The organism is Pseudomonas sp. NBRC 111127, from assembly GCF_001320345.1.
In the GTDB taxonomy this organism is placed as follows: Bacteria; Pseudomonadota; Gammaproteobacteria; order Pseudomonadales; family Pseudomonadaceae; genus Aquipseudomonas; species Aquipseudomonas juntendi.
Genome location: NZ_BCBD01000064.1, coordinates 1 through 22,058 on the forward strand (window position 1 = coordinate 1; position 22,058 = coordinate 22,058).

Here is a 22,058-nt window from a genome sequence, read left to right on the forward strand (position 1 = left end):
ATGGGCCGCAGAGCGGCCCCGGCATTCTCAAGGCTGGGCGCTGACCTTGCGCACCACCCGCCCGATGCTCAAGCCCTGCACCAGGATCGACGAGAGCACCACGATGTAGGTAATCGACAGCAGCAGGTCGCGCTCATCGCCCAAGGGCAGCGACAGCGCCAGGGCCACCGAGACCCCGCCACGCAAGCCCCCCCAGGTCAGTACCCGCACCGTACCTTTGGGCACCGGCCGCCAGCGCCGCAACAGCACGATGGCTGGGGCCACGGTCAGCAACCGCGACAGCAGTACCGCCAGCGCCAGCACGCCGCCAGCGGCCAGGTGCATCCAGTTGAACGGCAGCAGCAACAGCTCCAGGCCGATCAGGGCGAACAGCAGCGCATTGAGCATGTCATCGATCAGCTCCCAGAAACCGTCCATGTAGCGGCGGGTCATGTCGTTCATGGCCAGGTTGCGCCCCAGGTTGCCGATGATCAGGCCCGCCACCACCATGGCGATCGGCGCCGACACGTGCAGCTCGTAGCACATCGCCGAGCCGCCGATCACCAGTGCCAGGGTCAGCATGACCTCGACCTGGTACTGCTCCACGCTCTTGATCATGCGGTAGGTGGCGTAGCCGATCAGGCCGCCGAAGAGCACACCGCCAATGGCCTCGCGGGCGAACAGCACCGCCGTGTCGCTGATGCTTGGGGTTTCGCCCAGCTGGATGATGCCCAGCAACACGGTGAACACCACCACGGCGGTACCGTCGTTGAACAACGACTCGCCGACGATGGTGGTCTTCAAGGGTTTCGGCGCATTGGCGGTACGCAGCGCACCGAGCACGGCAATCGGGTCGGTCGGTGAAATCAGTGCACCGAACAGCAGGCAGTAGATCAGCGGAACCTGCCAGCCGAACATGGCAAAGACCCAATGCGACAGGTAGCCGATGACCACGGTGGCAATCAGCACGCCCACGGTCGCCAGTAGCCCGATTGGCCAGCGGTAGCTGCGCAGGTCGGTGAGGTTGACGTGCAGGGCGCCGGCAAACAGCAGAAATGCCAGCATCCAGTGCATCAGCAGGTCATTGAAGTCGATCTGGTTCATCAGGCCTTCGACGCGCTCTTCCAGGCCAGGGAAGCCGATCAGGCTCAGGCCTTGCAGCATCAGGGAAAACAACAGCGCCGTGACCATCACGCCGATGGCGGGCGGCAGGCCGATGAAACGGTAGTTCACATAGGTGAGGAGGGTGGTCAGGCAGATAAACGCGGCAACTAATTCAAGCATCCCGAATCCTGTAACAGTGGCTTCCAAGTCGTAACCCGAATGGCTCGGGCAGTTCTTTGATGACCTGGCGAGGGGTTCGGGACACAGCCTTTGACCGAATTCGTTGCGAACGTTCCCATTCTGGGGCCGGCGATTGGCCGCACAATGGGCCGCGAACGCTCTATATTCACAGCCACGAAAGCCATAAGGAAAACAAGACGTGGTGGCAACATCCTTGGTGCTGGTCGCCGCGCTGCTGCACGCGACCTGGAACACCCTGATCAAATTCAGCGGCGAGCGGCTGCTGGTCATTGCCAGCATGGACACCGTGGCCTTGGCCTTCGCCGTGCTGGCGCTGCCGTTCGTGCAACTGCCACCGGCCAGTATCTGGCCGTGGCTGCTGGCTTCGGCGCTGGCCGAGCAGCTGTACCGCTACCTGCTGATCCAGGCCTACCGGGTGGGTGACCTGGGCCTGGTCTACCCTCTGATGCGCGGGTTGTCGCCGCTGGTGGTGCTGGGCTTGACCCTGGCGTTTGCCGGGGAGTCGCTGAGCCAGCAGCAGATCATCGGGATCCTGCTGATTCCGTGCGGCATGGCCTGCCTGCTGTGGCAGGGCGGCGGCGGTGACCGGCTGCCCTGGGCGATGCTACCGGTGGTGGCCCTGATCGGCCTGTGCATCGGGTGCTACACCTGGTTCGACGGGCAGGCCGTGCGCCTGTGGGGCAAGCCGTGGGATTACCTGGTGTGGCTGACCCTGCTCAGTGCCTGGCCATTCCCGCTACTGGCCAGTGTGGCGCGGCGTGCGCCCTTCGTAGCGTTCTGGCGCAGCCAGTGGCGCCTGGGGCTGGCGGTAGGGTTCTGTGTGCTGTTCAGCTACGCGCTGGTGCTGTGGGCCATGCACCTGGGCTCTGTGGCCGAGGCTGCGGCATTGCGGGAATTGAGCGTGGTGCTGGTGGTGTTACTGGGTATGCGCTACCTCAAAGAACCTTTTGGCGGCCCAAGACTCCTAGCTTGCGGGCTGGTGCTGGCCGGCATGCTGGTAATGAAGCTCTGACCTGAAGACTGAACAAGGAGTCCTGCCTATGACCGTCGCTTTGTGGTGCATCCTGATCGCGCTGTTCCTGCCGCCGCTGTGTGCCTTGATCGCCAAGGTCAGCAGTGGCCGCTTTGGCATGCGGGACAACCATGACCCGCGTGCCTTCCTCGATACGCTGTCCGGGCTGCCACGCCGCGCGCATGCTGCGCAGCAGAACAGCTACGAGGCATTTCCGGCGTTCGCCGCAGCCGTGCTGGTGGCAGACATTGTCGGCAATGCCGAGCAGGTGACCCAGGATGTGCTGGGGGTGATGTACATCACCAGCCGGCTGCTCTACATCATTTGCTACCTGGCCGACTGGGCTGCCTTGCGCTCGCTGGTATGGCTGGCCGGGCTGGCGATCATCGTGGCGTTCTTCGTGGTTTCCATCTGAAGGTCTGCGTGGGCCCTGTGGCACGGCTGAAGCCGCCCCCTCAGGGCCCGCGCAACGTCAAGGAACCTTGGGCACCTCTGGCAGCGGCTGGCCCTTGGGCCAGAGCATCCAGATCTGCCCTTGCTGCTTCATGTTCCCCGCCAACTCGCCGGCCTCGGGCCCGGTACCCCAGAACAGGTCGGCACGCACTTCGCCAGCAATGGCGCCGCCCGTATCCTGGGCGCCAACCGGGCGCACCACCGGCGAGCCGTCGGGGCGCGTGGTGGACAACCACAACAGGCTACCCAGGGGGATCACCTTGCGGTCGATGGCCACGCTGTAGCCTGCGGTCAGCGGTACGTTAAGCGAACCGCGCGGGCCCTCGTTGCTGTCCGGGCGGGTGCTGAAGAACACGTAGCTTGGGTTGCTGGCAAGCAACTCCCCAACGCGCTGGGGGTTCGCCTGGGCCCAGGCATGGATGGCGCCCATGCTCACCTCGTCCTTTTTCAACTGGCCCTGCTCGACCAGCCAGCGACCGATCGGCCGGTAGGGGTGGCCGTTCTGATCGGCATAGCCCAGGCGCAACTGGCGGCCATCTTCCAGCTGGATCCGGCCTGAGCCCTGGATCTGCAGGAACTGCAGGTCCATCGGGTCGCTCAGCCAGGCCAGCACGGGGGCTTTCACGCCGTCACGGTTGATCACCTCGGCGGTGTCGTAAGGCTTGAGCACCCGACCCTCGAGGCGGCCACGCAAGCGCTTGCCCTTGAGTTCGGGGTACACGCTGGCCAGGTCGACGACGATCATGTCCTCGGGCACGCCGTAAACCGCCACATGGTTGGTTTTCGATGGGCTCAGGCTGCCGGGGTAGACCGGTTCGTAGTAGCCGGTGATCAGGCCGTTGGCGTTGTTCTCGGCCGAGCGCAGGCCGTAGACCTCCAGGTTCTGCTCCAGGAAGGTGCGCACCTGCGCGGCACTGGCCTGGGCGCTACCCGCCGCTTCGCAGGTCGCGGCCCACACCGGGTCGCGCTTGAGTTTTTCGCAACCGCTGCGCCAGGCGTAGAACCCGGCCAGCAAGTCTTCGTCACTGACTGCGGGCAGGTCTTTCCAGGTGGCGGGGGCGTAGGTGGCTACCGCATGCGGCTCGGGCTTGGCGCTCTCGCCGCCATTGCAGCCAGCCAGCAGGGCCAGTACCGGGAATGTCCAGGCCAGGTGGCGCAGGGCAGATTTCATGTGTGCATTCCTGTGGTGGGTGAACATGAAGATTCGCCCCTGTTTTTTATGTGGCTATTGGTGTTTGGCTGCGGGGCAGCGATACTGGCCGCCCCTTTTCGCAGGCCGAAGTGAGCGTCATGTTGAAGCGATTGACCGTTGTAGTGCTGGCAGCAGTGGCCCTGGGTGCAGCCTTGAGTGGTTGCGAGCGGGTTGACCCCAACTCGCCGCTGGGCAAGCGCAAGGTCATCTTCAAGGACATGCTCAAGACCAGCGAAGACCTGGGCGGCATGTTGCGTGGCCGGTTGCCGTTCGACGGGGTGAAGTTTGCCGGCGGTGCACTGCAACTGGACAACCTTTCGCACCAGCCGTGGCAGCACTTCCCGCAGGTACGCGATGGCGGTGACAGCAGTGCCCGTGCCGCAGTGTGGGAGCGCCAGGCGCGCTTCCATGAGCTGGCCCGGCAGCTGGAAGGCGTGACCGGCGAACTGGTCGATGTGACCCGCACGCAGCCGCTGGACCCTGCGCAACTGAAAGCGCCGATGGACAAGGTCGAGGCGGCCTGCAAGGCCTGCCATAGCGAGTTCCGCAATCATTAAGGGCTGTGCTGTTTGCACAAACCTGAGGCTCCCACAAAGACCGCACTTGCAAGTCAGATACCTCAGCGGTCGAGATCGTCTACTGCTTCCTGCAGCTCTTTGCGCGACTCGGCGAGTTTGTCCTTGCGCTTGTTGATCTTCTCGGCGTCGCCCTTTTTCTCGGCCTTCTTCAGGTCTTTTTCGCGCTGCGCCACTTCATGACGGGCGTCGAGGACCTTTTGCTCGCGTTCCTTGCGCAGGCTTGCGTCGGTGCAGTTGTCGACCCCGCGCAGCGCTGCTTCCAGGCCTGCGACCTGGTCGCTGTTGCCGTGGTCACGGGCAATCTTCAGCTGGTTCTCGATGGCGCTGCGCTTGGCGGCGCAGCCAGTCAGGCCGGCATCCGGCTGGGCAGCCTGGGCGGTGCCTGCGGCCGCCGCAATGGTCGCGAGCAGGAAAAGGGTGGAAATACGTTTCATGAAAAGCCTCCTGGACGGGGCGGGGCAGCAAAAAATTAGGGTGAAATCCTGCCTTGGTTTTGTCCTTTTAGAAACCCTTGCCGGGTATTTCCGCTTGAATCTCAGGGATTTCCTACAGGCTAATTGGTAAAAAATCATTGCTTAGGGCGCTCAAAGCCTTCGATACCGTGCTCGCCCAGCTGCGTTGCTATGGCTCGAACCTCGGCGGCTGCAAAAAAATCCACCAGTTGTCGTGCGCGCTTTTCGCCAATGCCGGGTAATACCTGCCAAGTGTCAGCCGTGCGGGCCGCCAGTGCTTGCCAGTCGCCGGTAATCTGCATGCCATTGGGCAGGGGAGCGCCCAGCCCCCGTAGCCACTGGTCAAACGACCGGGTGCGGGCATCGTCGAAACTGCTGCGCAACTGGGCTGCCGTTCGCTCACTGATTCCTGCAACCTCGCTCAGGCGTGTGGCATCCAGTTGCAGCCAGTCAGTGAGCGAGGTTGCCAGCCCGGCTGCGACCAGCCGGCGCCAAGTGCCCGGCCCGGTGCGCGGCAGGGCCAGGCCGTGCTTGCCGCTCAGCCATGCCAGGCGGGCAATGAACTGTTCTTCACAGCCCACGCTGGCCTGCCAGCAACTGTGGGCGTGATACTGGCCGGCTGCCGGTGCCGCTACCGGCACGCGCTCGACAGCGCGGTGTACCACCTGCTCCAGGCGCGGAATGGTCAGCCCGGCCAGGCTCACCGCCACCTGGTCCCCAGGGCGAATGTCCAGGCTGTGCCAGCGCGCCAGCGAACCCATGCTCACTTGCGTGACCCGTCGGTTGTCGAGGGTTACCGGCAGCAGGTGCAGCACGGGCGTGACCCGCCCGGTACGACCGACCCGAAAGCGCACGTCGCGAACTTCGGCCAATGCTTGCATGTACGGGTACTTCCAGGCGGCGAGCCAGTACGGTGCCTTGGCCTGCCACCGCTCAGCGGGTGGCCGGCTACCCTGGCGCAGCACCACACCATCGCTGGCGAAGGGCAGGGCAGCGTGGTACCAGTGTTCACGCCATTGGGCCGCCTCATCCAGCGTATTGATGGCAACGCTGTAGCGCTGGCTGTCGGCAAAGCCCAGCTGTGCCAGCTGCGCGAGGCGTTCGGCCTGTTGCTCGGGGCCTTGCGGCCAGTCCCAGACGAACAGGCCCACCGCCTCGCCTTGTTCGCTGCTCAGGCGCTTGCGGGCGAGTAACCCGGCCACGGTATCGCGCGCCTTGGCGCCGCCCGCCTGGGCCTGAACATGCGCGTTCAAGCGCAGGTACAGCTCACCCTGCAACTGCAGGTCCATGGCCTGCGGCAGCTGGCGGGTGATGCTACCCAGCTGGGGGATGTGGCGGCTCCAGTCGTGCCCTTGGGCGCCGTTGCCCCGGCTGATCAGCTGCACCAGGCGGCCCTCTCGGTAAATGAGCGACACCGCCACGCCATCGACCTTGGGCTGGACCCAGACATCGGCCTTGCCGGCCAGCCAGCGCTGCACGGCGTGGCGGTCGTGCAGCTTGTCGATACCCGTGTGGGGAATGGGGTGGGGTACCGGGCCGCCCGCGTTGGCCAGGGGCGCAGGGCCACCGGCCAGGCCGAAGCACTGCTGCAACTGCGCGAGGCGTTGGCGGCTCTGGTCATAAAGCTCATCAGGTACCAAGGCAATGCCTTGGCGATGGTAGTGGTCGTCCCAGCTGCCAAGGGTTTTCCGCAGTTGGGCAACCTCGCTGGCGACTTGCTGGGGGTTCCAGCCGGGGCATGAGCTGGCGTGCGCCAGTGGCGCGGCGAGCACCCCCAGCAGGGTAATGAACAGCATGAGCGGCATGGCCTGCATCCTTGCATGGCGGGTTGGCCCCTCAGCGTAGGCAAGCTGGCAGGCATTGCCGGTAAGCGATTGTGAGTCGATATGTCATGAAAAAGCCCCTGCCGATCGCTCGGCAGGGGCTTTCGTCCGGCGCTGCAGGAAAACTTACAGGCCAGCAGCGTCACGCAGCGACTGGGCGCGGTCGGTACGCTCCCAGGTGAAGGTGGTGAAGGTGTCGTCGCCGACAGTCTTCTGCTGCGGGGTACGGCCGAAGTGGCCGTAGGCAGCGGTTTCCTGGTACATCGGGTGCAGCAGGTCGAGCATGGTGGTGATCGCGTACGGGCGCAGGTCGAAGCACTCGCGCACCAGCTGGATGATCTTCTCGTCGGAGACCTTGCCGGTACCGAAGGTGTTGATCGAGATGGAGGTCGGCTGGGCCACGCCAATGGCGTACGACACCTGGATCTCGCAACGCTCGGCCAGGCCGGCGGCGACGATGTTCTTGGCCACGTAGCGGCCGGCGTAGGCGGCGGAGCGGTCGACCTTGGACGGGTCCTTGCCGGAGAACGCACCACCACCGTGACGCGCCATGCCGCCGTAGGAGTCGACGATGATCTTGCGGCCGGTCAGGCCGCAGTCGCCCACCGGGCCACCGATGATGAAGTTGCCGGTCGGGTTGATGTGGTACTGGGTACCTTTGTGCAGCAGTTCGGCAGGCAGGGTGTGCTTGACGATCAGCTCCATCACCGCTTCTTGCAGGTCTTTCTGCGAAACCTCAGGGTTGTGCTGGGTCGACAGTACCACTGCGTCGATGCCTACGACCTTGCCGTTTTCATAGCGGCAGGTGACCTGCGACTTGGCATCCGGGCGCAGCCATGGCAGCAGGCCGGACTTGCGTGCTTCGGCCTGGCGCTCGACCAGGCGGTGCGAGAAGCAGATAGGCGCCGGCATCAGCACTTCGGTTTCGTTGCTGGCATAACCGAACATCAGGCCCTGGTCGCCGGCGCCCTGGTCTTCCGGCTTGGAGCGGTCGACGCCCTGGGCGATGTCTACCGACTGCTTGCCGATGATGTTCATCACGGCGCAGGTGGCGCCGTCGAAGCCGACGTCGGAGCTGTTGTAGCCGATATCGATGATGACTTTGCGCACCAGGTCTTCCAGGTCGACCCAGGCCGAGGTGGTGACCTCGCCGGCGATGATGGCAACACCGGTCTTGACCAGTGTTTCACACGCTACGCGGGCGTATTTGTCCTGGGCGATGATGGCATCGAGGACTGCGTCCGAAATCTGGTCGGCGATCTTGTCCGGATGCCCTTCGGACACGGACTCGGAGGTGAAAAGGGAGTATTCGCTCATCTCGAAGGTTCCTGAAATTTACCGATGGTGTATGTCGCCAGCCGTGCGCTGGAAGTGCCGGACCTGGATCTGGAAGCCGTTGCGCAAGCCCACGTACAGGCTGTCCGCATGGGCCAGCCCGGCCGCGTTGGCCCAGCGGGCCAGGTCGTCCTGTTCAAAGCCAAGCCACAGGTCGCCGCAGGCTTCGCGGGCCCACCCCTGGTCATGGCTGCACAACTCGGTGACCAGCAGGCTGCCGCCTGCCTTCACCCGTTTGGCCAGCTGGCGCAAGGCCAGGGCCGGGTCGCTGAAATGGTGCAGTACCATGTTCAGCACAACGCAGTCGGCGGCCACATCCGTGGCACCCAGTGCATCGGCCAACTGCAGGGTCACATTGTCGAGCCCCTCGCGCTGGCACACCTGGCGCGCCAGTTCGAGCATGGTCGCGCTGTTGTCCAGTGCAGTGACGTGGGCAAAGCGCCGGGCCAGGTCGGGCAGAAAACCACCGTCGCCGGGGCCGACTTCCAGGGCACTGGCCGCCGGGTCGAAATGCAGCTTGTCGAGCAGCGCCAGCAGGCTCTCGCGGTACTGCGGCAGGCCGGCGATCAGGTCTTGCTGGGCGCGGAACTTTTCTTCCACGCGCAGGAAGAAGTCCTGGCTGGTGACCGCGCGGCGTTGCTGGACCTGCGCGATGCGCGCCTGCACATCGGCCGGCAGGGCCAGGGCATCCACCTCTTCCAGCAGCGCCGCGTGCAGCCGGCCACCCAGGCGCAGGCTGTCGGGCAGGGCGCGGCGGTAGAAGATGGCATTGCCTTCACGGCGGGTGGCGACCAGCTCTGCCTGGGCCAGCACCTTGAGGTGGTGGCTCATGCCCGACTGCCCGATGCCGAAGATCTGGGCCAGCTCCAGTACACCGAACGAGTCGTTGGCCAGGGCCCGCAGCACGTTCAGGCGCAAGGCGTCGCCACTGGCCTTGCACAGGGCGGCCAATGTTTCGCATTGCTCGGGGATCGATTGCACACGGAGGTTCATGGGCGGGCAGTCTAGTCAGGCATTGGTGCCCTAGCAAGGGCAATATCAAAAAGTTTTGATATTGGCGATGAGTTGCAGCCTTCAAACTGCACGCTACAGGCTCCAGAGCAGTCCGGCTCGGCCCCTGCTTCTTTCTTGAAGCTTAAAGCTGGCCGCTTGGCGCTTAAATGTTTGCCCCAAGCCCCCCAGTGGGCGAAAATGGTCGTCTTTTTCGTGACACCACCTCTACAAGCCCCCAGGAGACCAGCGATGCCCAGCCGTCGTGAACGTGCCAACGCCATTCGCGCCCTCAGCATGGATGCCGTGCAAAAGGCTAATAGCGGCCACCCAGGTGCCCCCATGGGCATGGCGGATATCGCCGAAGTACTGTGGCGTGACTACCTGAAACACAACCCGAGCAACCCGCACTTCGCCGACCGCGACCGCTTCGTGCTGTCCAACGGCCACGGCTCGATGCTGATCTACTCGCTGCTGCACCTGACCGGCTACGACCTGTCGATCGACGACCTCAAGGCCTTCCGTCAGTTGCACAGCCGCACCCCGGGCCACCCGGAATACGGCTACACCCCGGGCGTGGAGACCACCACCGGCCCGCTCGGCCAGGGTATCGCCAACGCCGTGGGCTTCGCCCTGGCAGAAAAAGTGCTGGCTGCCCAGTTCAACCGTGACGGCCACACCATCGTCGACCACAACACTTATGTGTTCCTGGGCGATGGCTGCATGATGGAAGGCATCTCCCACGAAGTCGCCTCGCTGGCCGGCACCCTGGGCCTGAACAAGCTGGTCGCCTTCTACGACGACAACGGCATCTCCATCGACGGCGAAGTGCACGGCTGGTTCACCGACAACACCCCGGCGCGCTTCGAAGCCTACAACTGGCAGGTGATCCGCAACGTCGACGGCCATGACGCCGACGAGATCAAGACCGCCATCGAAACCGCCCGCAAGAGCGATCGCCCGACCCTGATCTGCTGCAAGACCACCATCGGTTTCGGTTCGCCGAACAAGCAGGGCAAGGAAGACTGCCACGGCGCACCGCTGGGCAACGACGAAATCGCCCTGACCCGCCAGGCCCTGAACTGGAACTATGGCCCGTTCGAAATCCCGGCCGACATCTATGCCGAGTGGGATGCCAAGGCTGCCGGTGCCCAGGTCGAAGCCGAGTGGAACCAGCGCTTCGACGCCTACGCCAAGGCTTACCCGGAGCTGGCTGCCGAGTTCAAGCGCCGTACCCGCGGCGAACTGCCGGCCGACTTCAGTGCCAAGGCCCAGGCCTACATCGAAGAAGTGGCTGCCAAGGGTGAAACCATCGCCAGCCGCAAGGCCAGCCAGAACGCCCTGAACGCCTTCGGCCCGCTGCTGCCCGAGTTCCTCGGCGGTTCGGCCGACCTGGCCGGCTCCAACCTGACCCTGTGGAAGGGCTGCAAGGGCGTCGAAGCCAATGACGCCAGCGGCAACTACGTGTTCTATGGCGTACGCGAGTTCGGCATGACCGCCATCATGAACGGTGTTGCCCTGCACGGCGGCCTGGTGCCTTACGGCGCGACCTTCCTGATGTTCATGGAATACGCCCGCAACGCCGTGCGCATGTCGGCGCTGATGAAGCAGCGTGTGATCCATGTGTATACCCACGACTCCATCGGCCTGGGCGAAGACGGCCCTACCCACCAGCCGATCGAGCAGCTGACCAGCCTGCGCAGCACGCCGAACCTGGACACCTGGCGCCCGGCTGACGCCGTTGAATCCGCTGTGTCCTGGAAAAACGCCCTGGAGCGCAAGGACGGCCCTTCGGCGCTGATCTTCTCGCGCCAGAACCTGCAGCACCAGGCGCGCAGCGCGCAGCAGATCGCCGACATCAGCCGTGGAGGCTATGTGCTCAAGGACTGTGCAGGCGAGCCTGAGCTGATCCTGATCGCTACCGGTTCGGAAGTGGGCCTGGCGGTTCAGGCCTTCGACAAGCTGACCGAGCAGGGCCGCAAGGTGCGCGTGGTTTCCATGCCGTGCACCAGCGTGTTCGATGCCCAGGATGCTGCCTACAAGCAGTCCGTGCTGCCGCTGGAAGTGGGTGCGCGCATCGCCATCGAAGCCGCCCACGCCGACTTCTGGTACAAGTACGTCGGCCTGGAAGGCCGCGTGATCGGCATGACCACCTACGGTGAGTCGGCGCCGGCTTCGGCCCTGTTCGAGGAGTTCGGCTTCACCCTGGAGAACATCCTCGGTACTGCCGAAGAGCTGCTGGAAGACTGATGTAACCCGGGAGGGCAGTGACGCCCTCCAGGTCGTGCAAGGGGAGGGCTCTGCCCTCCATCGCGACACAAGGCCGCTCCTACAGGGTACTGCGCATGCCGCACCCTGTGGGAGCGGCCTTGCGTCGCGATGGGCCGCCACGCGGCCCCAACCGCCATCATGCGTTAGCGAGCCAACGAATGCCCCACCTGCGTCCCTACAAAGTTGCACTCAACGGTTATGGCCGTATCGGCCGCTGTGTCCTGCGCGCGCTGTTCGAGCGGGGGGCGAAGGCCGGTTTCGAGATCGTTGCGCTGAATGACCTGGCCGACCAGGCCAGCCTGGAGTACCTGACTCGCTTCGACTCCACCCATGGCCGCTTCCCTGGCCAGGTGAAGGTCGACGGCGACTGTCTGCATATCAATGGCGACTGCGTGAAAGTCATGCGCAGCGCCACCCCCGAAGGCATCGATTGGGCTGCCCTGGGTATCGACCTGGTGCTGGAGTGCTCCGGTGCCTACAACACCCGCGCCGACGGCCAGCGCTTCCTCGATGCCGGTGCCCCGCGCGTGCTGTTCTCCCAGCCCATGGCCAGCGAGGCCGATGTCGATGCCACCGTGGTCTATGGCATCAACCAGGCTTGCCTGACCGGCCAGGAGCGGCTGGTTTCCAATGCCTCCTGCACCACCAACTGCGGCGTGCCCCTGTTGCGTGTGCTGGACCAGGCGTTCGGCATCGAGTACGTGCAGATCACCACCATCCACTCGGCGATGAACGACCAGCCGGTGATCGACGCCTATCACCACGAAGACTTGCGCCGCACCCGTTCGGCCTTCCAGTCGGTGATACCGGTGTCCACTGGTCTGGCGCGCGGTATCGAGCGCCTGCTTCCGGAACTTGCCGGGCGAATCCAGGCCAAAGCGGTACGCGTGCCGACCGTCAACGTGTCTTGCCTGGACATCACCCTGCAGACCGCCCGCGACACCAGTGCCGCCGAGGTCAACCGGGTGCTGCGCGAGGCCGCGCTGGCCGGCCCGCTGAAAGGCTTGCTGGCCTACACCGAGCTGCCGCATGCCAGCTGTGATTTCAACCATGACCCGCATTCGGCGATCGTCGATGCCAGCCAGACGCGTGTTGCCGGGCCCCGCCTGGTCAACCTGCTGGCCTGGTTCGATAACGAATGGGGGTTCGCCAACCGTATGCTCGACGTTGCCGAACACTATCTGCACGTCGTTCACCCAACCCGCAATAAACAGCCCTGAAGGACTGCATTCATGACCGTGTTGAAGATGACCGACCTCGACCTGCAAGGTAAGCGCGTACTGATCCGCGAAGACCTCAACGTGCCTGTGAAGGACGGTGTGGTAACCAGCGACGCGCGCATCCTGGCAGCGCTGCCGACCATCAAGCTGGCCCTGGAGAAGGGCGCGGCGGTAATGGTCTGCTCGCACCTGGGCCGCCCGACCGAAGGCGAGTTCTCTGCCGAAAACAGCCTCAAGCCGGTTGCCGAGTACCTGAGCAAGGCCCTGGGCCGCGAGGTGCCGCTGGTTGCCGACTACCTGGGCGGCGTCGCGGTGCAGGCCGGTGAGCTGGTGCTGTTCGAGAACGTGCGCTTCAACAAGGGCGAGAAGAAGAACGCCGACGAGCTGGCCCAGCAGTACGCTGCGCTGTGCGACGTGTTTGTCATGGACGCGTTCGGCACCGCGCACCGCGCCGAGGGCTCGACCCACGGTGTGGCCAAGTTCGCCAAGGTTGCAGCTGCAGGCCCGCTGCTGGCTGCCGAGCTGGATGCCCTGGGCAAAGCCCTGAAGGCGCCGGCCAAGCCGATGGCGGCCATCGTCGCCGGCTCCAAGGTTTCCACCAAGCTGGACGTGCTGAACAGCCTGAGCGCGGTCTGCGACCAGCTGATCGTCGGTGGTGGCATTGCCAATACCTTCCTGGCCGCTGCCGGCCACCCTGTCGGCAAGTCGCTGTACGAGCCGGACCTGGTCGACACGGCCAAGGCCATCGCTGCCAAGGTCAATGTGCCGCTGCCGGTTGACGTGGTGGTCGCCAAGGCGTTCGCCGAAGATGCCGAAGCCACCGTCAAGGCCATCGCCGATGTTGCTGCCGACGACATGATCCTGGACATCGGCCCGCAAACCGCAGCCCAGTTCGCCGAGTTGCTGAAGTCGTCGAAGACCATCCTGTGGAACGGCCCGGTCGGCGTGTTCGAGTTCGATCAGTTCGGCAAGGGTACCCAGGTGCTGGCCAAGGCCATCGCCGACAGCGACGCGTTCTCCATCGCCGGTGGCGGTGACACCCTGGCGGCCATCGACAAATATGGCGTTAGCAAGGAAATCTCCTACATTTCTACCGGTGGCGGCGCGTTCCTCGAGTTCGTCGAGGGCAAGGTCCTGCCAGCCGTGGCAATCCTGGAAGAGCGGGCCAAGGCCTGATGACTTCGGCGCCTGGCAAAGGGAGTGGCCTGATGGTCAAGCAATTGCCTGTGATGGTGCTGGCGGGTCTGCTGAGCGCGTGCTCCGGCAGCCCGGCTTCGCCTGACGACCCGGCGCAGCCGCCCAAGGGCGGCTGCTACCAGTCCGAGTGGCAGGCCGAGACCGTGCCGGTGATCAGCAAGCGTGTGGGCCCGGAAGGCCTGGAAAAGTACGACGAAGACCACCAGCGCAAGGCGCCGGGTTGCCCTTGATCGGGTAACAGGCAACCTGAAGGCTGATTTGTGGTCTTGGAAAGGAGCCGCCGTGCGCCCTTCGCGGGCTTGCCCGCTCCCACAGGTACCGCGCTTGACCTGTGGGAGCGGGCAAGCCCGCGAAGGGCTGCAAAGCAGCCCCAAATCGAGGAAACTGAATGAAAGCGCTTTTGGCCGTGACGGTCCTGGCGACACTGGCAGGCTGCTCACTGCTGCAGCCGGCGCAACCTGCCCCGGCAGACAACTGGACCCGCTGGGTCTGCGACACCCAGGCCGAGGTGCTGTGGCGCTTCGCCGATGCCCAGCGTGACCAGGTCGATGTGCGCCTGGGCGGTGGTGACCAGGTTTACCGGCTCAAGGCCGAACCAGGTGCCTCGGGCGCGCTGTACAGCGATGGCATGCTGGCCTTCCACACCAAGGGCGAAGAAGGCCTGGTGTACTGGGTGGCAACCAACGATCTGATTGGGCGGGGCTGCAAGGCACCGTGACTGGCCGGGCCGCAATGGCGGCCCACACTACTTGAACAGCAACCGCCCCTGCGGCAGGCTTGCACGAAACATACGACGCTTGTCGGGAGAGAGATACACAATGGCACTCATTAGCATGCGCCAGATGCTGGACCACGCCGCCGAGTTCGGTTACGGCGTACCAGCTTTCAACGTCAACAACCTCGAGCAGATGCGCGCCATCATGGAAGCGGCCGACAAGACCGACTCCCCGGTGATCGTGCAGGCCTCGGCCGGTGCCCGCAAATACGCCGGCGCCCCGTTCCTGCGCCACCTGATCCTGGCTGCCATCGAAGAATTCCCGCACATTCCGGTGTGCATGCACCAGGACCATGGCACCAGCCCTGATGTCTGCCAGCGCTCGATCCAGCTGGGCTTCAGCTCGGTCATGATGGACGGCTCGCTGGGCGAAGACGGCAAGACCCCGACCGACTACGAATACAACGTGCGTGTCACCCAGCAGACCGTGGCCATGGCGCACGCCTGTGGCGTTTCGGTAGAAGGCGAGCTGGGCTGCCTGGGTTCGCTGGAAACCGGCATGGCCGGTGAAGAAGACGGTATCGGTGCCGAAGGTGTTCTGGACCACAGCCAGATGCTGACCGACCCCGAAGAAGCCGCTGACTTCGTCAAGAAGACCCAGGTCGATGCATTGGCCATCGCCATTGGTACCAGCCACGGTGCCTACAAGTTCACCAAGCCGCCAACCGGTGACATCCTGGCCATCGAGCGTATCAAGGAAATCCACAAGCGCATCCCCAATACCCACCTGGTGATGCACGGCTCCTCGTCGGTACCGCAGGAGTGGTTGGCGATCATCAACCAGTACGGTGGCGAGATCAAGGAAACCTACGGCGTACCGGTTGAAGAAATCGTCGAAGGCATCAAGTACGGCGTGCGCAAGGTCAACATCGACACCGACCTGCGCCTGGCTTCCACCGGTGCCATGCGCCGCCACATGGCCATGCACCCGAGCGAATTCGACCCTCGCAAGTTCTTCGCTGAAACCGTGAAGGCCATGCGTGATGTGTGCATCGCCCGTTACGAAGCGTTTGGCACTGCAGGCAATGCCTCGAAGATCAAGCCGATCTCCCTGGAAGGCATGTTCCAGCGCTATGCCAAAGGCGAGCTGGCGGCCAAGGTCAACTGATCGAACCGTTGAGCGTTATAGAAAGACCCGCAGAAATGCGGGTTTTTTTTGCTTGGCATTCAGGCCTTGGGAGCGGTTTGGCGGCCCCCCCGGCATCAGGCTCACAGTCATGTTGCACAGCTACCGTTAGTCGACTAATTTCTTCGTCCATGGCTTATTGCCATGCCTTGCATTGCGTCTTTCGTAGCCACGGCTAGAGTTAAGCTCGGAGCCAATAGCAAGTCGTAGTTGGACATACAAGAGAAGCAGCATGGATGGCGCTTACCCTCAACCACTGGATGGCAGTTCGGTTCTTCTGGTGGTAGACGATTACCCCGAAAACCTCATCAGCATGCGGGCTTTGCTGGCCCGGCAAGATTGGCAGGTGTTAACAGCCGGTTCGGGGATGGAAGCCCTCAGCACCTTGCTGGAGCATGATGTCGACCTGGTCCTGCTGGACGTGCAAATGCCGGAGATGGACGGCTTTGAAGTTGCCCGGCTTATGCGCGGCAGCCAACGTACGCGGCTGACACCGATCATTTTCCTGACCGCCAACGAACAGTCCGAAGCGGCCGTGCTCAAAGGCTACGCCAGCGGCGCCGTGGACTACATGTTCAAACCGTTCGACCCCAAGGTTCTCAAGCCCAAGGTCCAGGCCTTGCTCGACCAGCAGCGCAACCGGCGCATGTTGCAGCGCCTGACCCGGGAGCTGGAAGCCGCCAGGGCGTTCAATGGGTCGATTCTGGAGAACGCCGCCGAAGGCATTCTGGTGGTGGACGCACAGGGCGTGATCAGCTTTGCCAACCCGGCCATTTCCCGCTTGCTGGCGGCTCCCGTGCAGCACATTCAGGGCGCCCAACTGCTCGACCTGGTGCAGCTTCCCGCTGCCTGCCCGTGGCTTGAATCGGAGTTCTACCGCGCTTACCTGGGGCAAGAAATCTACCGCGTGCACGACGCGCAACTGCGCACGCTGGCCGGCGAGCTTGTTCCGGTGGCATTGTCGTGCGCGCCGTTGCCAGCCGACCAGCAGGCCATGGTGGTGACCGTGCTGGACATGTCGGCAGTGCGCAACCTGCACCAGCAACTGGAGTACCAGGCCGTTACCGACCCGCTGACCGGCCTGCTGAACCGCCGCGGCTTCTACCAGGCGGCCGAAGGCGCTCTGTTGCGCAACGAGCGCTCGGACAAGGCCCAGGCGCTGATGTACATGGACCTGGACGGTTTCAAGCGCATCAACGACACCCTTGGCCATGACGCCGGTGACCGGGTGCTGCGCTGGGTCGCCGAGCAACTCAAGGACTGCCTGGGCAGCGAGGCCTTGCTGGCGCGCATGGGCGGCGATGAATTCACCGCGCTGTTCGACAGCCTGCCTTACCCGGAGCAGGCTGGGCGTTATGCCGAGCGGCTGCTGGAGCGGGTGTCCATCCGCCATGAAGTGGACGGCCTGGATGTGTGCCTTGGGGTGAGCATCGGCATTGCCACCTATCCGGAATGCGGTGCCAATGTCGAAGGCCTGCTGCGCGCAGCCGATGCGGCGATGTATGCCGCCAAGCAGGCCGGGCGCCAGCAGTACCGCTTTTACGACCAGGAACTCAACGGGCGGGCGCGTTCGCGGCTGATGCTCGAAGACAGCGTGCGCACCGCCATCGAGCAACAGGACTTCACCCTGGTGTACCAGCCGCAGGTCAGCTTCATCGATGGTCACCTGCGGGGCTTCGAGGCCTTGTTGCGCTGGCAGCACCCGAGCGTCGGCGATGTGCCGCCAGGCCTGTTCATTCCTTTGCTCGAGGAAGCCCGGCTGATCAACCGGCTGGCCAGCTGGATCTACCGCCAGGGCGCGGCCCAACGCCATGCCTGGTACCAGCACTTTCCCGCAGACCTGGTGCTGGGCATCAGCCTGAGCCGTGCGCAGTTCGTCATGCCCGGGCTGGTCGAAGAACTGCAGCGGGTGATCCAGTTTTACCAGTTGGACCCGGCGCAACTGGAGGTCGAGGTTGCAGAGACCTCATTGATGTACAACATCGATGCGGCGGTGAAACAGATCCATCGCCTGCGCGAGCTGGGCGTACGGGTGGCGCTGGATGACTTTGGCGCCGGCGACTGTTCACTGCGCATGCTGCGGGACCTGCCGATCGATACCCTGAAGCTGGATCGCCACCTGGTGGCACGCTTGCCTGATACGGCAGTGGATACCGCCTTGGTGCGCAGTGTCATCAGCTTGTGCGCCGACTACGGCATCACGGTCATTGCCGAGGGCGTGGAAACCCCGGCCCAGGCAGCCTGGCTCAAGGCCAATGGTTGCGAGTATGTGCAGGGGTTCCTGGTGGCCCACCCCATGACCGCCTCGGACGCTACCCGCTTCCCGGTGATTTTCTCCTGGCCAGCGCCATGATTGGCTAGAATCGGCATTCGTTACGCCGAATGCACTGTCATGACCGTATTACGTTACCTGCAAGCCTACCCGCCGCACCTGCAAGAGCAGGTGCGCAAGATGATCGACAGCGACCGCCTGGGCGAGTACCTGCAGCGCCGCTACCCCGGGCGCCATGATGTGCAAAGCGACAAGGCGCTGTACGGCTATGCCCAGGAGCTGCGCCAGCAGTACCTGCGCAGTGCGCCGGGCCTGGACAAGGTGTTGTTCGATAGCCGGCTCGACCTGACCCACCGCGCGCTCGGCCTGAACACCGCGGTGTCGCGGGTGCAGGGCGGCAAGCTCAAGGCCAAGAAGGAAATCCGTATCGCCTCGCTGTTCAAGGAGGCCGCACCGCAATTCTTGCGCATGATCGTGGTGCATGAGCTGGCGCACTTGCGCGAGCGCGACCACAACAAGGCGTTCTACCAGCTCTGCCAGCACATGGAGCCCGATTATCACCAACTGGAATTCGACCTGCGCGTCTACCTGACCTACCGGGAACTGCCGGGCAACCTCTGAGGAACATGCAGCATGGACGTGAGCAAGACCAAAAGCAGCTTCTACCGGCGCCTGTACGTAGCCTGGCTGATCGACAGCCGCACCGCGACCAGCGTGCCGGCCCTGGTGGAAGCCACCGGTATGCCGCGGCGCACCGCCCAGGACACCATCGCCGCGCTGGCCGACCTGGACATCGTTTGCGAATTCGAGCAACAGGAAGGCGCGCGCAACCACGCCGGGCATTACCGTATTCGTGACTGGGGCGCGGTCGACAAACAGTGGATCAGCCAGCATCTGCGGCAGGTCCGCGATGTGCTGGGTTACCCTTGAGGCCAAAAATAGAGGCAAAATGACACTATTGGCCGCTGCCCCCGGCAGTGCGGTTGTGTAATCTCACCCGCAGTGTGTGCCCTCCATGGCAAAAGGACATAAGCATGCGGCGACTGCTTTGTGCGCTGGGAGTACTGGCAATCTTGCTGGCAACACCTGCCCTGGGCCAGGGCAAGCTGCGCCTGGTGGCGGACAAATGGCCCCCGTTCACCGATGTAGACCTGCCGGGCGGTGGCTTGGCGACCAGCATCGTCACCACGGCGCTGGCCCGTGCCGGCTACGCCAGCAGCTATGAGGAGGCGCCCTGGGCGCGGGCGCTGCAGGGCGTTGCGCAAGGGCGCTACGACGTGTTGATCGATGCCTGGTACAACGAGGCGCGTGCCAGTATCGGGCAGTTCTCCACGCCATACCTGACCAACCGTATCCGCTTGCTGCAGCGAAAAGGCCAGGCGATACGCTACCGGCAACAGTCGGACCTTTACCCCTACACCATCGCTGTCGTGCGTGATTACGCCTATTCCCCTGGGTTCGACGGCGACCCGCGCCTGCACAAGGTGGCGGTGCGCACCTTTTCCTCGGCACTGCGCATGGTCGCAGCAGGGCGAGTAGACCTGGCGGTGGAAGACGAGTACGTTGCCCGCTACAACCTGCAGCGTGAACCGCAGCAGGTGCGTGACGAGGTGGTGCTGGTTGAGCCGCCGCTGGGGGAGAACACCCTGCATATCCTGGTCAGCCTGAAGCACCCGGAGCGTGCGCGGATTGTCGAGCGGTTCGAGCAGGCGATCGCAGCGATGAAGGCCGATGGCAGCTATGCCCGGCTGCTGCGCCAGCATGGCTTTTGAGCTTGGGTGGCGTTACCGGCCTCTTCGTGGGTAAAGGCCGGGTCAGGCCTCAGCCCGGGTTGCCTTCCTTGATCAGGTGCGCGGCCAAGGTCCGCAATGGCCCCAACTGCCGGCAGATCAGCGCCAGTTGTGTCTGCACCAGCCGTTGATGTTCATCCAGCTCATCCGGCATCTGCTCCAGGGCGTTGGCCAGCGCTTCTTCGGCATCGCTGTGAATGGCCACGGGCAGCCGCGCTGCCAGGCCGTTGGCGATTTCGTCCAGGCTGCTGGCCAGGCTTTGCCCGGCACCTTCGATCAACTGTTCCTGGGCCTGGGCCGGCAATGCCGTATCGCGGTGCGCGCCCAGCCCCGAGAGGTAGCGGAGCAGGGTGTGCGACAGCACCAGGAACCGGAAGCCGACATCGGCCTCCTTACGGAAATGCCCCGGCTCCATCAGCATGTTGGCCAGGGTGGTGGACAGCGCCGCGTCGGCGTTGTGGGCATTGCGCCGGGCCAGGCGGTAGGCCAGGTCGTCGCGCTTGCCGTGGGCATACTGCTGCATGATCTGGCGCAAGTACACGCTGGCACAGGCCAGGGTATTGGCCAGCGCCTTGTTCAGGCGCCGCCCCTGCCAGTCAGGCAGGAACAGGAACACCGCAAGGATGGCAATCAGGCTGCCCACCAGGGTATCGAACAGGCGCGGCAGGAACAGGCCGTAGCCGTCGCCGATCTGGTTGAAGCAGAACAGTACCATCAGCGTGATCGCGGCCGTGGCCAGGGTGTAGCGGGTCGTGCGGTTGACGAAGAACACCACCCCGGCAACTACGGCGAACAGCGACTGGATAAGCGGGTTGGGGAACAGGTCGAACAAGGCCCAGCCAACGGTCAGGCCAATGGCCGTGCCGAAAATGCGCTGCACCAGCTTGCGCCGGGTCGCACCGTAGTTGGGCTGGCAGACGAACAGGGTGGTGAGGATGATCCAGTAGCCCTGGGTGGGGTGGATCAGGTGCACCATGCCGTAGCCGATCGACAGCGCCAAGGGCAGGCGCAAGGCATGCCGGAACAGCAGCGACGTGGGTGTCAGCTGGGTACGCAGGCGCGTCCACACGTCTTTGAGCGAGCGTGGCGAGCGGTCGAGCAGGCTGCTGTCACTGGCGTCGGCCAGGCTGTCGGGGTTGCTCGCGGCACTGAGCAGGCGGTCGAGCGTGGCCAGGTTGGCAGCCAGGGCCCGTAGCGAGCGCAACAGGCCGCGCCAGGCCGGGTTGTTTTGCAGGCGCAGGTGCTCCAGCGCAGCGTTGAGGTCTTCGAGGGCCTCGGGATAACCGCTGGCCAGCACGAAAGGCTGGCGCAGGCGGATCGAACGGGCCAGCTCCTGGCAGGACGAACCCTGTTTGCGCAGCAGGCGCTGGCAGCGGAACATCACGTCACTGTGAAAGAACGTTTCGGTCAGGGCGTTGTAGGGGTAATGCGAGGCACTGACCCGCTCGTGGATGTCCTGGGCCAGGAAATACAGCTTCAGGTAGCGGCTGACCTTGGAGTTTGGCTGGCTGTTGCCGACCCGGTGCAGGATGATTTCCTTGGCCGCGTTCAGGGCTGCCACCACCTTGCCATTCTGCTGGGCCAGGGCCAGGCGTGTGGCCTCGACGTCGAGGGTGCGCACCGGCTCGAACAGGCTGGCCTTGAGTTTCAGGTAGCTGCCCAGCTCGAAGAACAGCTTGGCCAGGCTCTGCTGGACCGGCTGGTTGGAGAACAGCGCCTGCCACAATACCGATAACAGCCCGTACCAGGCCGCGCCCGCCACCAGCAGCATGGGCTCGTGCCAGAAATCCGTGACCTGGCCGCCGCGCTGGTCTACGCCGATCATGGTGTACACCGCGGTGATCAGGGTTGCCGAGGCAATGGCCCCGTAGCGCTCGCCCAGTGCGCCGAGCATGGTCAGGCTGAACGCCGCCAGGGCCAGGGCGATGGCGAAGAACCAAGGGTAGGGGAACAACAGTTCGACCGCCAGCGCAGCAATGGCGAAACACACCAGGGTGACGGCCAGGGCGCTGAGGCGGCCCTGCCAGCTGTCGTCGGTTTCGGCCAGGGCGCTGGCGATGATGCCGAGGAACAGCGGGATCAGCAGGGCCATCTCGTTCTGGTACCAGCACAGGGCCAGGCTGCCGGTGAGGGCGATGGTGACCCGGATGCTATAGCTGAACTTGTCTTGGCCCCACAGGCGACGCAGTGACTGACGGAACGAGCTCGATGACATGTTGGCCTGCTAGGCAGTGATCAGAGGAATACCTTTCAGAACCGGTTACTGGGGCCGCTTTGCGGCCCTTCGC

The 22,058-nt window shown here is 64.2% G+C and carries 20 protein-coding genes; 13 read left to right on the top strand and 7 right to left on the bottom strand.

All coding sequences use genetic code 11. From position 1 onward, the window contains the following. Positions 1-27 precede the first annotated feature (27 nt). Complete coding sequence (locus APH30_RS13690) at positions 28-1,263, bottom strand: sodium:proton antiporter (protein ID WP_029886258.1); 1,236 nt, start codon at positions 1,261-1,263, stop codon at positions 28-30. 199 nt (positions 1,264-1,462) lie between these two features. On the opposite strand from APH30_RS13690, the gene APH30_RS13695 reads away from it, so the two are divergent. Together APH30_RS13695 and APH30_RS13700 are read left to right on the top strand one after the other, a co-directional pair. Further along, entirely contained in the window at positions 1,463-2,296 is an 834-nt protein-coding gene (locus APH30_RS13695) for an EamA family transporter (RefSeq protein ID WP_054912848.1), read from the top strand. Positions 2,297-2,324: 28 nt separating this feature from the next. Beyond that, positions 2,325-2,711, top strand: a complete 387-nt coding sequence (locus tag APH30_RS13700; RefSeq protein ID WP_009681388.1) for an MAPEG family protein — start codon at positions 2,325-2,327, stop codon at positions 2,709-2,711. A 57-nt stretch (positions 2,712-2,768) separates the two neighbouring features. Here the strand turns inward: APH30_RS13700 and APH30_RS13705 are convergent, their stop codons facing one another. Next, positions 2,769-3,920, bottom strand: a complete 1,152-nt coding sequence (locus APH30_RS13705; RefSeq protein WP_054912849.1) for a murein transglycosylase A — start codon at positions 3,918-3,920, stop codon at positions 2,769-2,771. A gap of 119 nt (positions 3,921-4,039) precedes the next feature. On the opposite strand from APH30_RS13705, the gene APH30_RS13710 reads away from it, so the two are divergent. Then, positions 4,040-4,498: a cytochrome c gene (locus tag APH30_RS13710; RefSeq protein ID WP_054912856.1), complete on the top strand. Its 459-nt coding sequence runs from the start codon at positions 4,040-4,042 to the stop codon at positions 4,496-4,498. Positions 4,499-4,560: 62 nt separating this feature from the next. On the opposite strand, the gene APH30_RS13715 is transcribed toward APH30_RS13710, so the two are convergent. From APH30_RS13715 to APH30_RS13730, 4 genes are all read right to left on the bottom strand, one after another. Beyond that, positions 4,561-4,953 carry a DUF1090 domain-containing protein gene (locus APH30_RS13715; RefSeq protein WP_009681384.1) on the bottom strand — a complete coding sequence of 131 codons (393 nt, stop codon included), beginning with the start codon at positions 4,951-4,953 and terminating at the stop codon, positions 4,561-4,563. Positions 4,954-5,087: 134 nt separating this feature from the next. Next, entirely contained in the window at positions 5,088-6,776 is a 1,689-nt protein-coding gene (gene ligB / locus APH30_RS13720; protein WP_054912850.1) for an NAD-dependent DNA ligase LigB, read from the bottom strand. A gap of 144 nt (positions 6,777-6,920) precedes the next feature. Next, the gene (gene metK, locus APH30_RS13725) at positions 6,921-8,111 is read right to left on the bottom strand and encodes a methionine adenosyltransferase (protein WP_009681381.1); all 1,191 of its coding nucleotides are present in this window, start codon (positions 8,109-8,111) and stop codon (positions 6,921-6,923) included. A gap of 18 nt (positions 8,112-8,129) precedes the next feature. Then, a complete protein-coding gene (locus tag APH30_RS13730) occupies positions 8,130-9,122 on the bottom strand; it encodes a metalloregulator ArsR/SmtB family transcription factor (RefSeq protein ID WP_009681380.1) in 993 nt (330 codons plus the stop codon). A gap of 249 nt (positions 9,123-9,371) precedes the next feature. Between APH30_RS13730 and tkt the strand changes: the two genes are divergently transcribed. From tkt to APH30_RS13780, 10 genes are all read left to right on the top strand, one after another. Continuing rightward, positions 9,372-11,369 carry a transketolase gene (gene tkt, locus APH30_RS13735; protein WP_029886254.1) on the top strand — a complete coding sequence of 666 codons (1,998 nt, stop codon included), beginning with the start codon at positions 9,372-9,374 and terminating at the stop codon, positions 11,367-11,369. Positions 11,370-11,548: 179 nt separating this feature from the next. After that, positions 11,549-12,610: an erythrose-4-phosphate dehydrogenase gene (gene epd, locus APH30_RS13740; protein ID WP_009681378.1), complete on the top strand. Its 1,062-nt coding sequence runs from the start codon at positions 11,549-11,551 to the stop codon at positions 12,608-12,610. A 12-nt stretch (positions 12,611-12,622) separates the two neighbouring features. Next, a complete protein-coding gene (locus APH30_RS13745; RefSeq protein WP_009681377.1) occupies positions 12,623-13,786 on the top strand; it encodes a phosphoglycerate kinase in 1,164 nt (387 codons plus the stop codon). Continuing rightward, positions 13,786-14,037: a hypothetical protein gene (locus APH30_RS13750; RefSeq protein WP_029886252.1), complete on the top strand. Its 252-nt coding sequence runs from the start codon at positions 13,786-13,788 to the stop codon at positions 14,035-14,037. The genes APH30_RS13745 and APH30_RS13750 overlap by 1 nt, the downstream gene beginning before the upstream one ends. A gap of 158 nt (positions 14,038-14,195) precedes the next feature. Continuing rightward, positions 14,196-14,525, top strand: a complete 330-nt coding sequence (locus APH30_RS13755) for an MliC family protein (RefSeq protein ID WP_009681374.1) — start codon at positions 14,196-14,198, stop codon at positions 14,523-14,525. A gap of 100 nt (positions 14,526-14,625) precedes the next feature. After that, a complete protein-coding gene (gene fba, locus APH30_RS13760; RefSeq protein ID WP_009681373.1) occupies positions 14,626-15,690 on the top strand; it encodes a class II fructose-bisphosphate aldolase in 1,065 nt (354 codons plus the stop codon). A 250-nt stretch (positions 15,691-15,940) separates the two neighbouring features. Further along, positions 15,941-18,061: a bifunctional diguanylate cyclase/phosphodiesterase gene (locus APH30_RS13765; RefSeq protein ID WP_029886251.1), complete on the top strand. Its 2,121-nt coding sequence runs from the start codon at positions 15,941-15,943 to the stop codon at positions 18,059-18,061. A gap of 39 nt (positions 18,062-18,100) precedes the next feature. Continuing rightward, positions 18,101-18,601, top strand: coding sequence for a M48 family metallopeptidase (locus tag APH30_RS13770; protein WP_009681371.1), 501 nt, complete (start codon positions 18,101-18,103; stop codon positions 18,599-18,601). Positions 18,602-18,613: 12 nt separating this feature from the next. Next, positions 18,614-18,910 carry a helix-turn-helix domain-containing protein gene (locus APH30_RS13775; RefSeq protein WP_009681370.1) on the top strand — a complete coding sequence of 99 codons (297 nt, stop codon included), beginning with the start codon at positions 18,614-18,616 and terminating at the stop codon, positions 18,908-18,910. A gap of 104 nt (positions 18,911-19,014) precedes the next feature. Next, a complete protein-coding gene (locus tag APH30_RS13780) occupies positions 19,015-19,752 on the top strand; it encodes an ABC transporter substrate-binding protein (RefSeq protein ID WP_054912851.1) in 738 nt (245 codons plus the stop codon). A gap of 49 nt (positions 19,753-19,801) precedes the next feature. On the opposite strand, the gene yccS is transcribed toward APH30_RS13780, so the two are convergent. Further along, the gene (gene yccS, locus APH30_RS13785; protein ID WP_054912852.1) at positions 19,802-21,985 is read right to left on the bottom strand and encodes a YccS family putative transporter; all 2,184 of its coding nucleotides are present in this window, start codon (positions 21,983-21,985) and stop codon (positions 19,802-19,804) included. Positions 21,986-22,058: the final 73 nt, after the last annotated feature.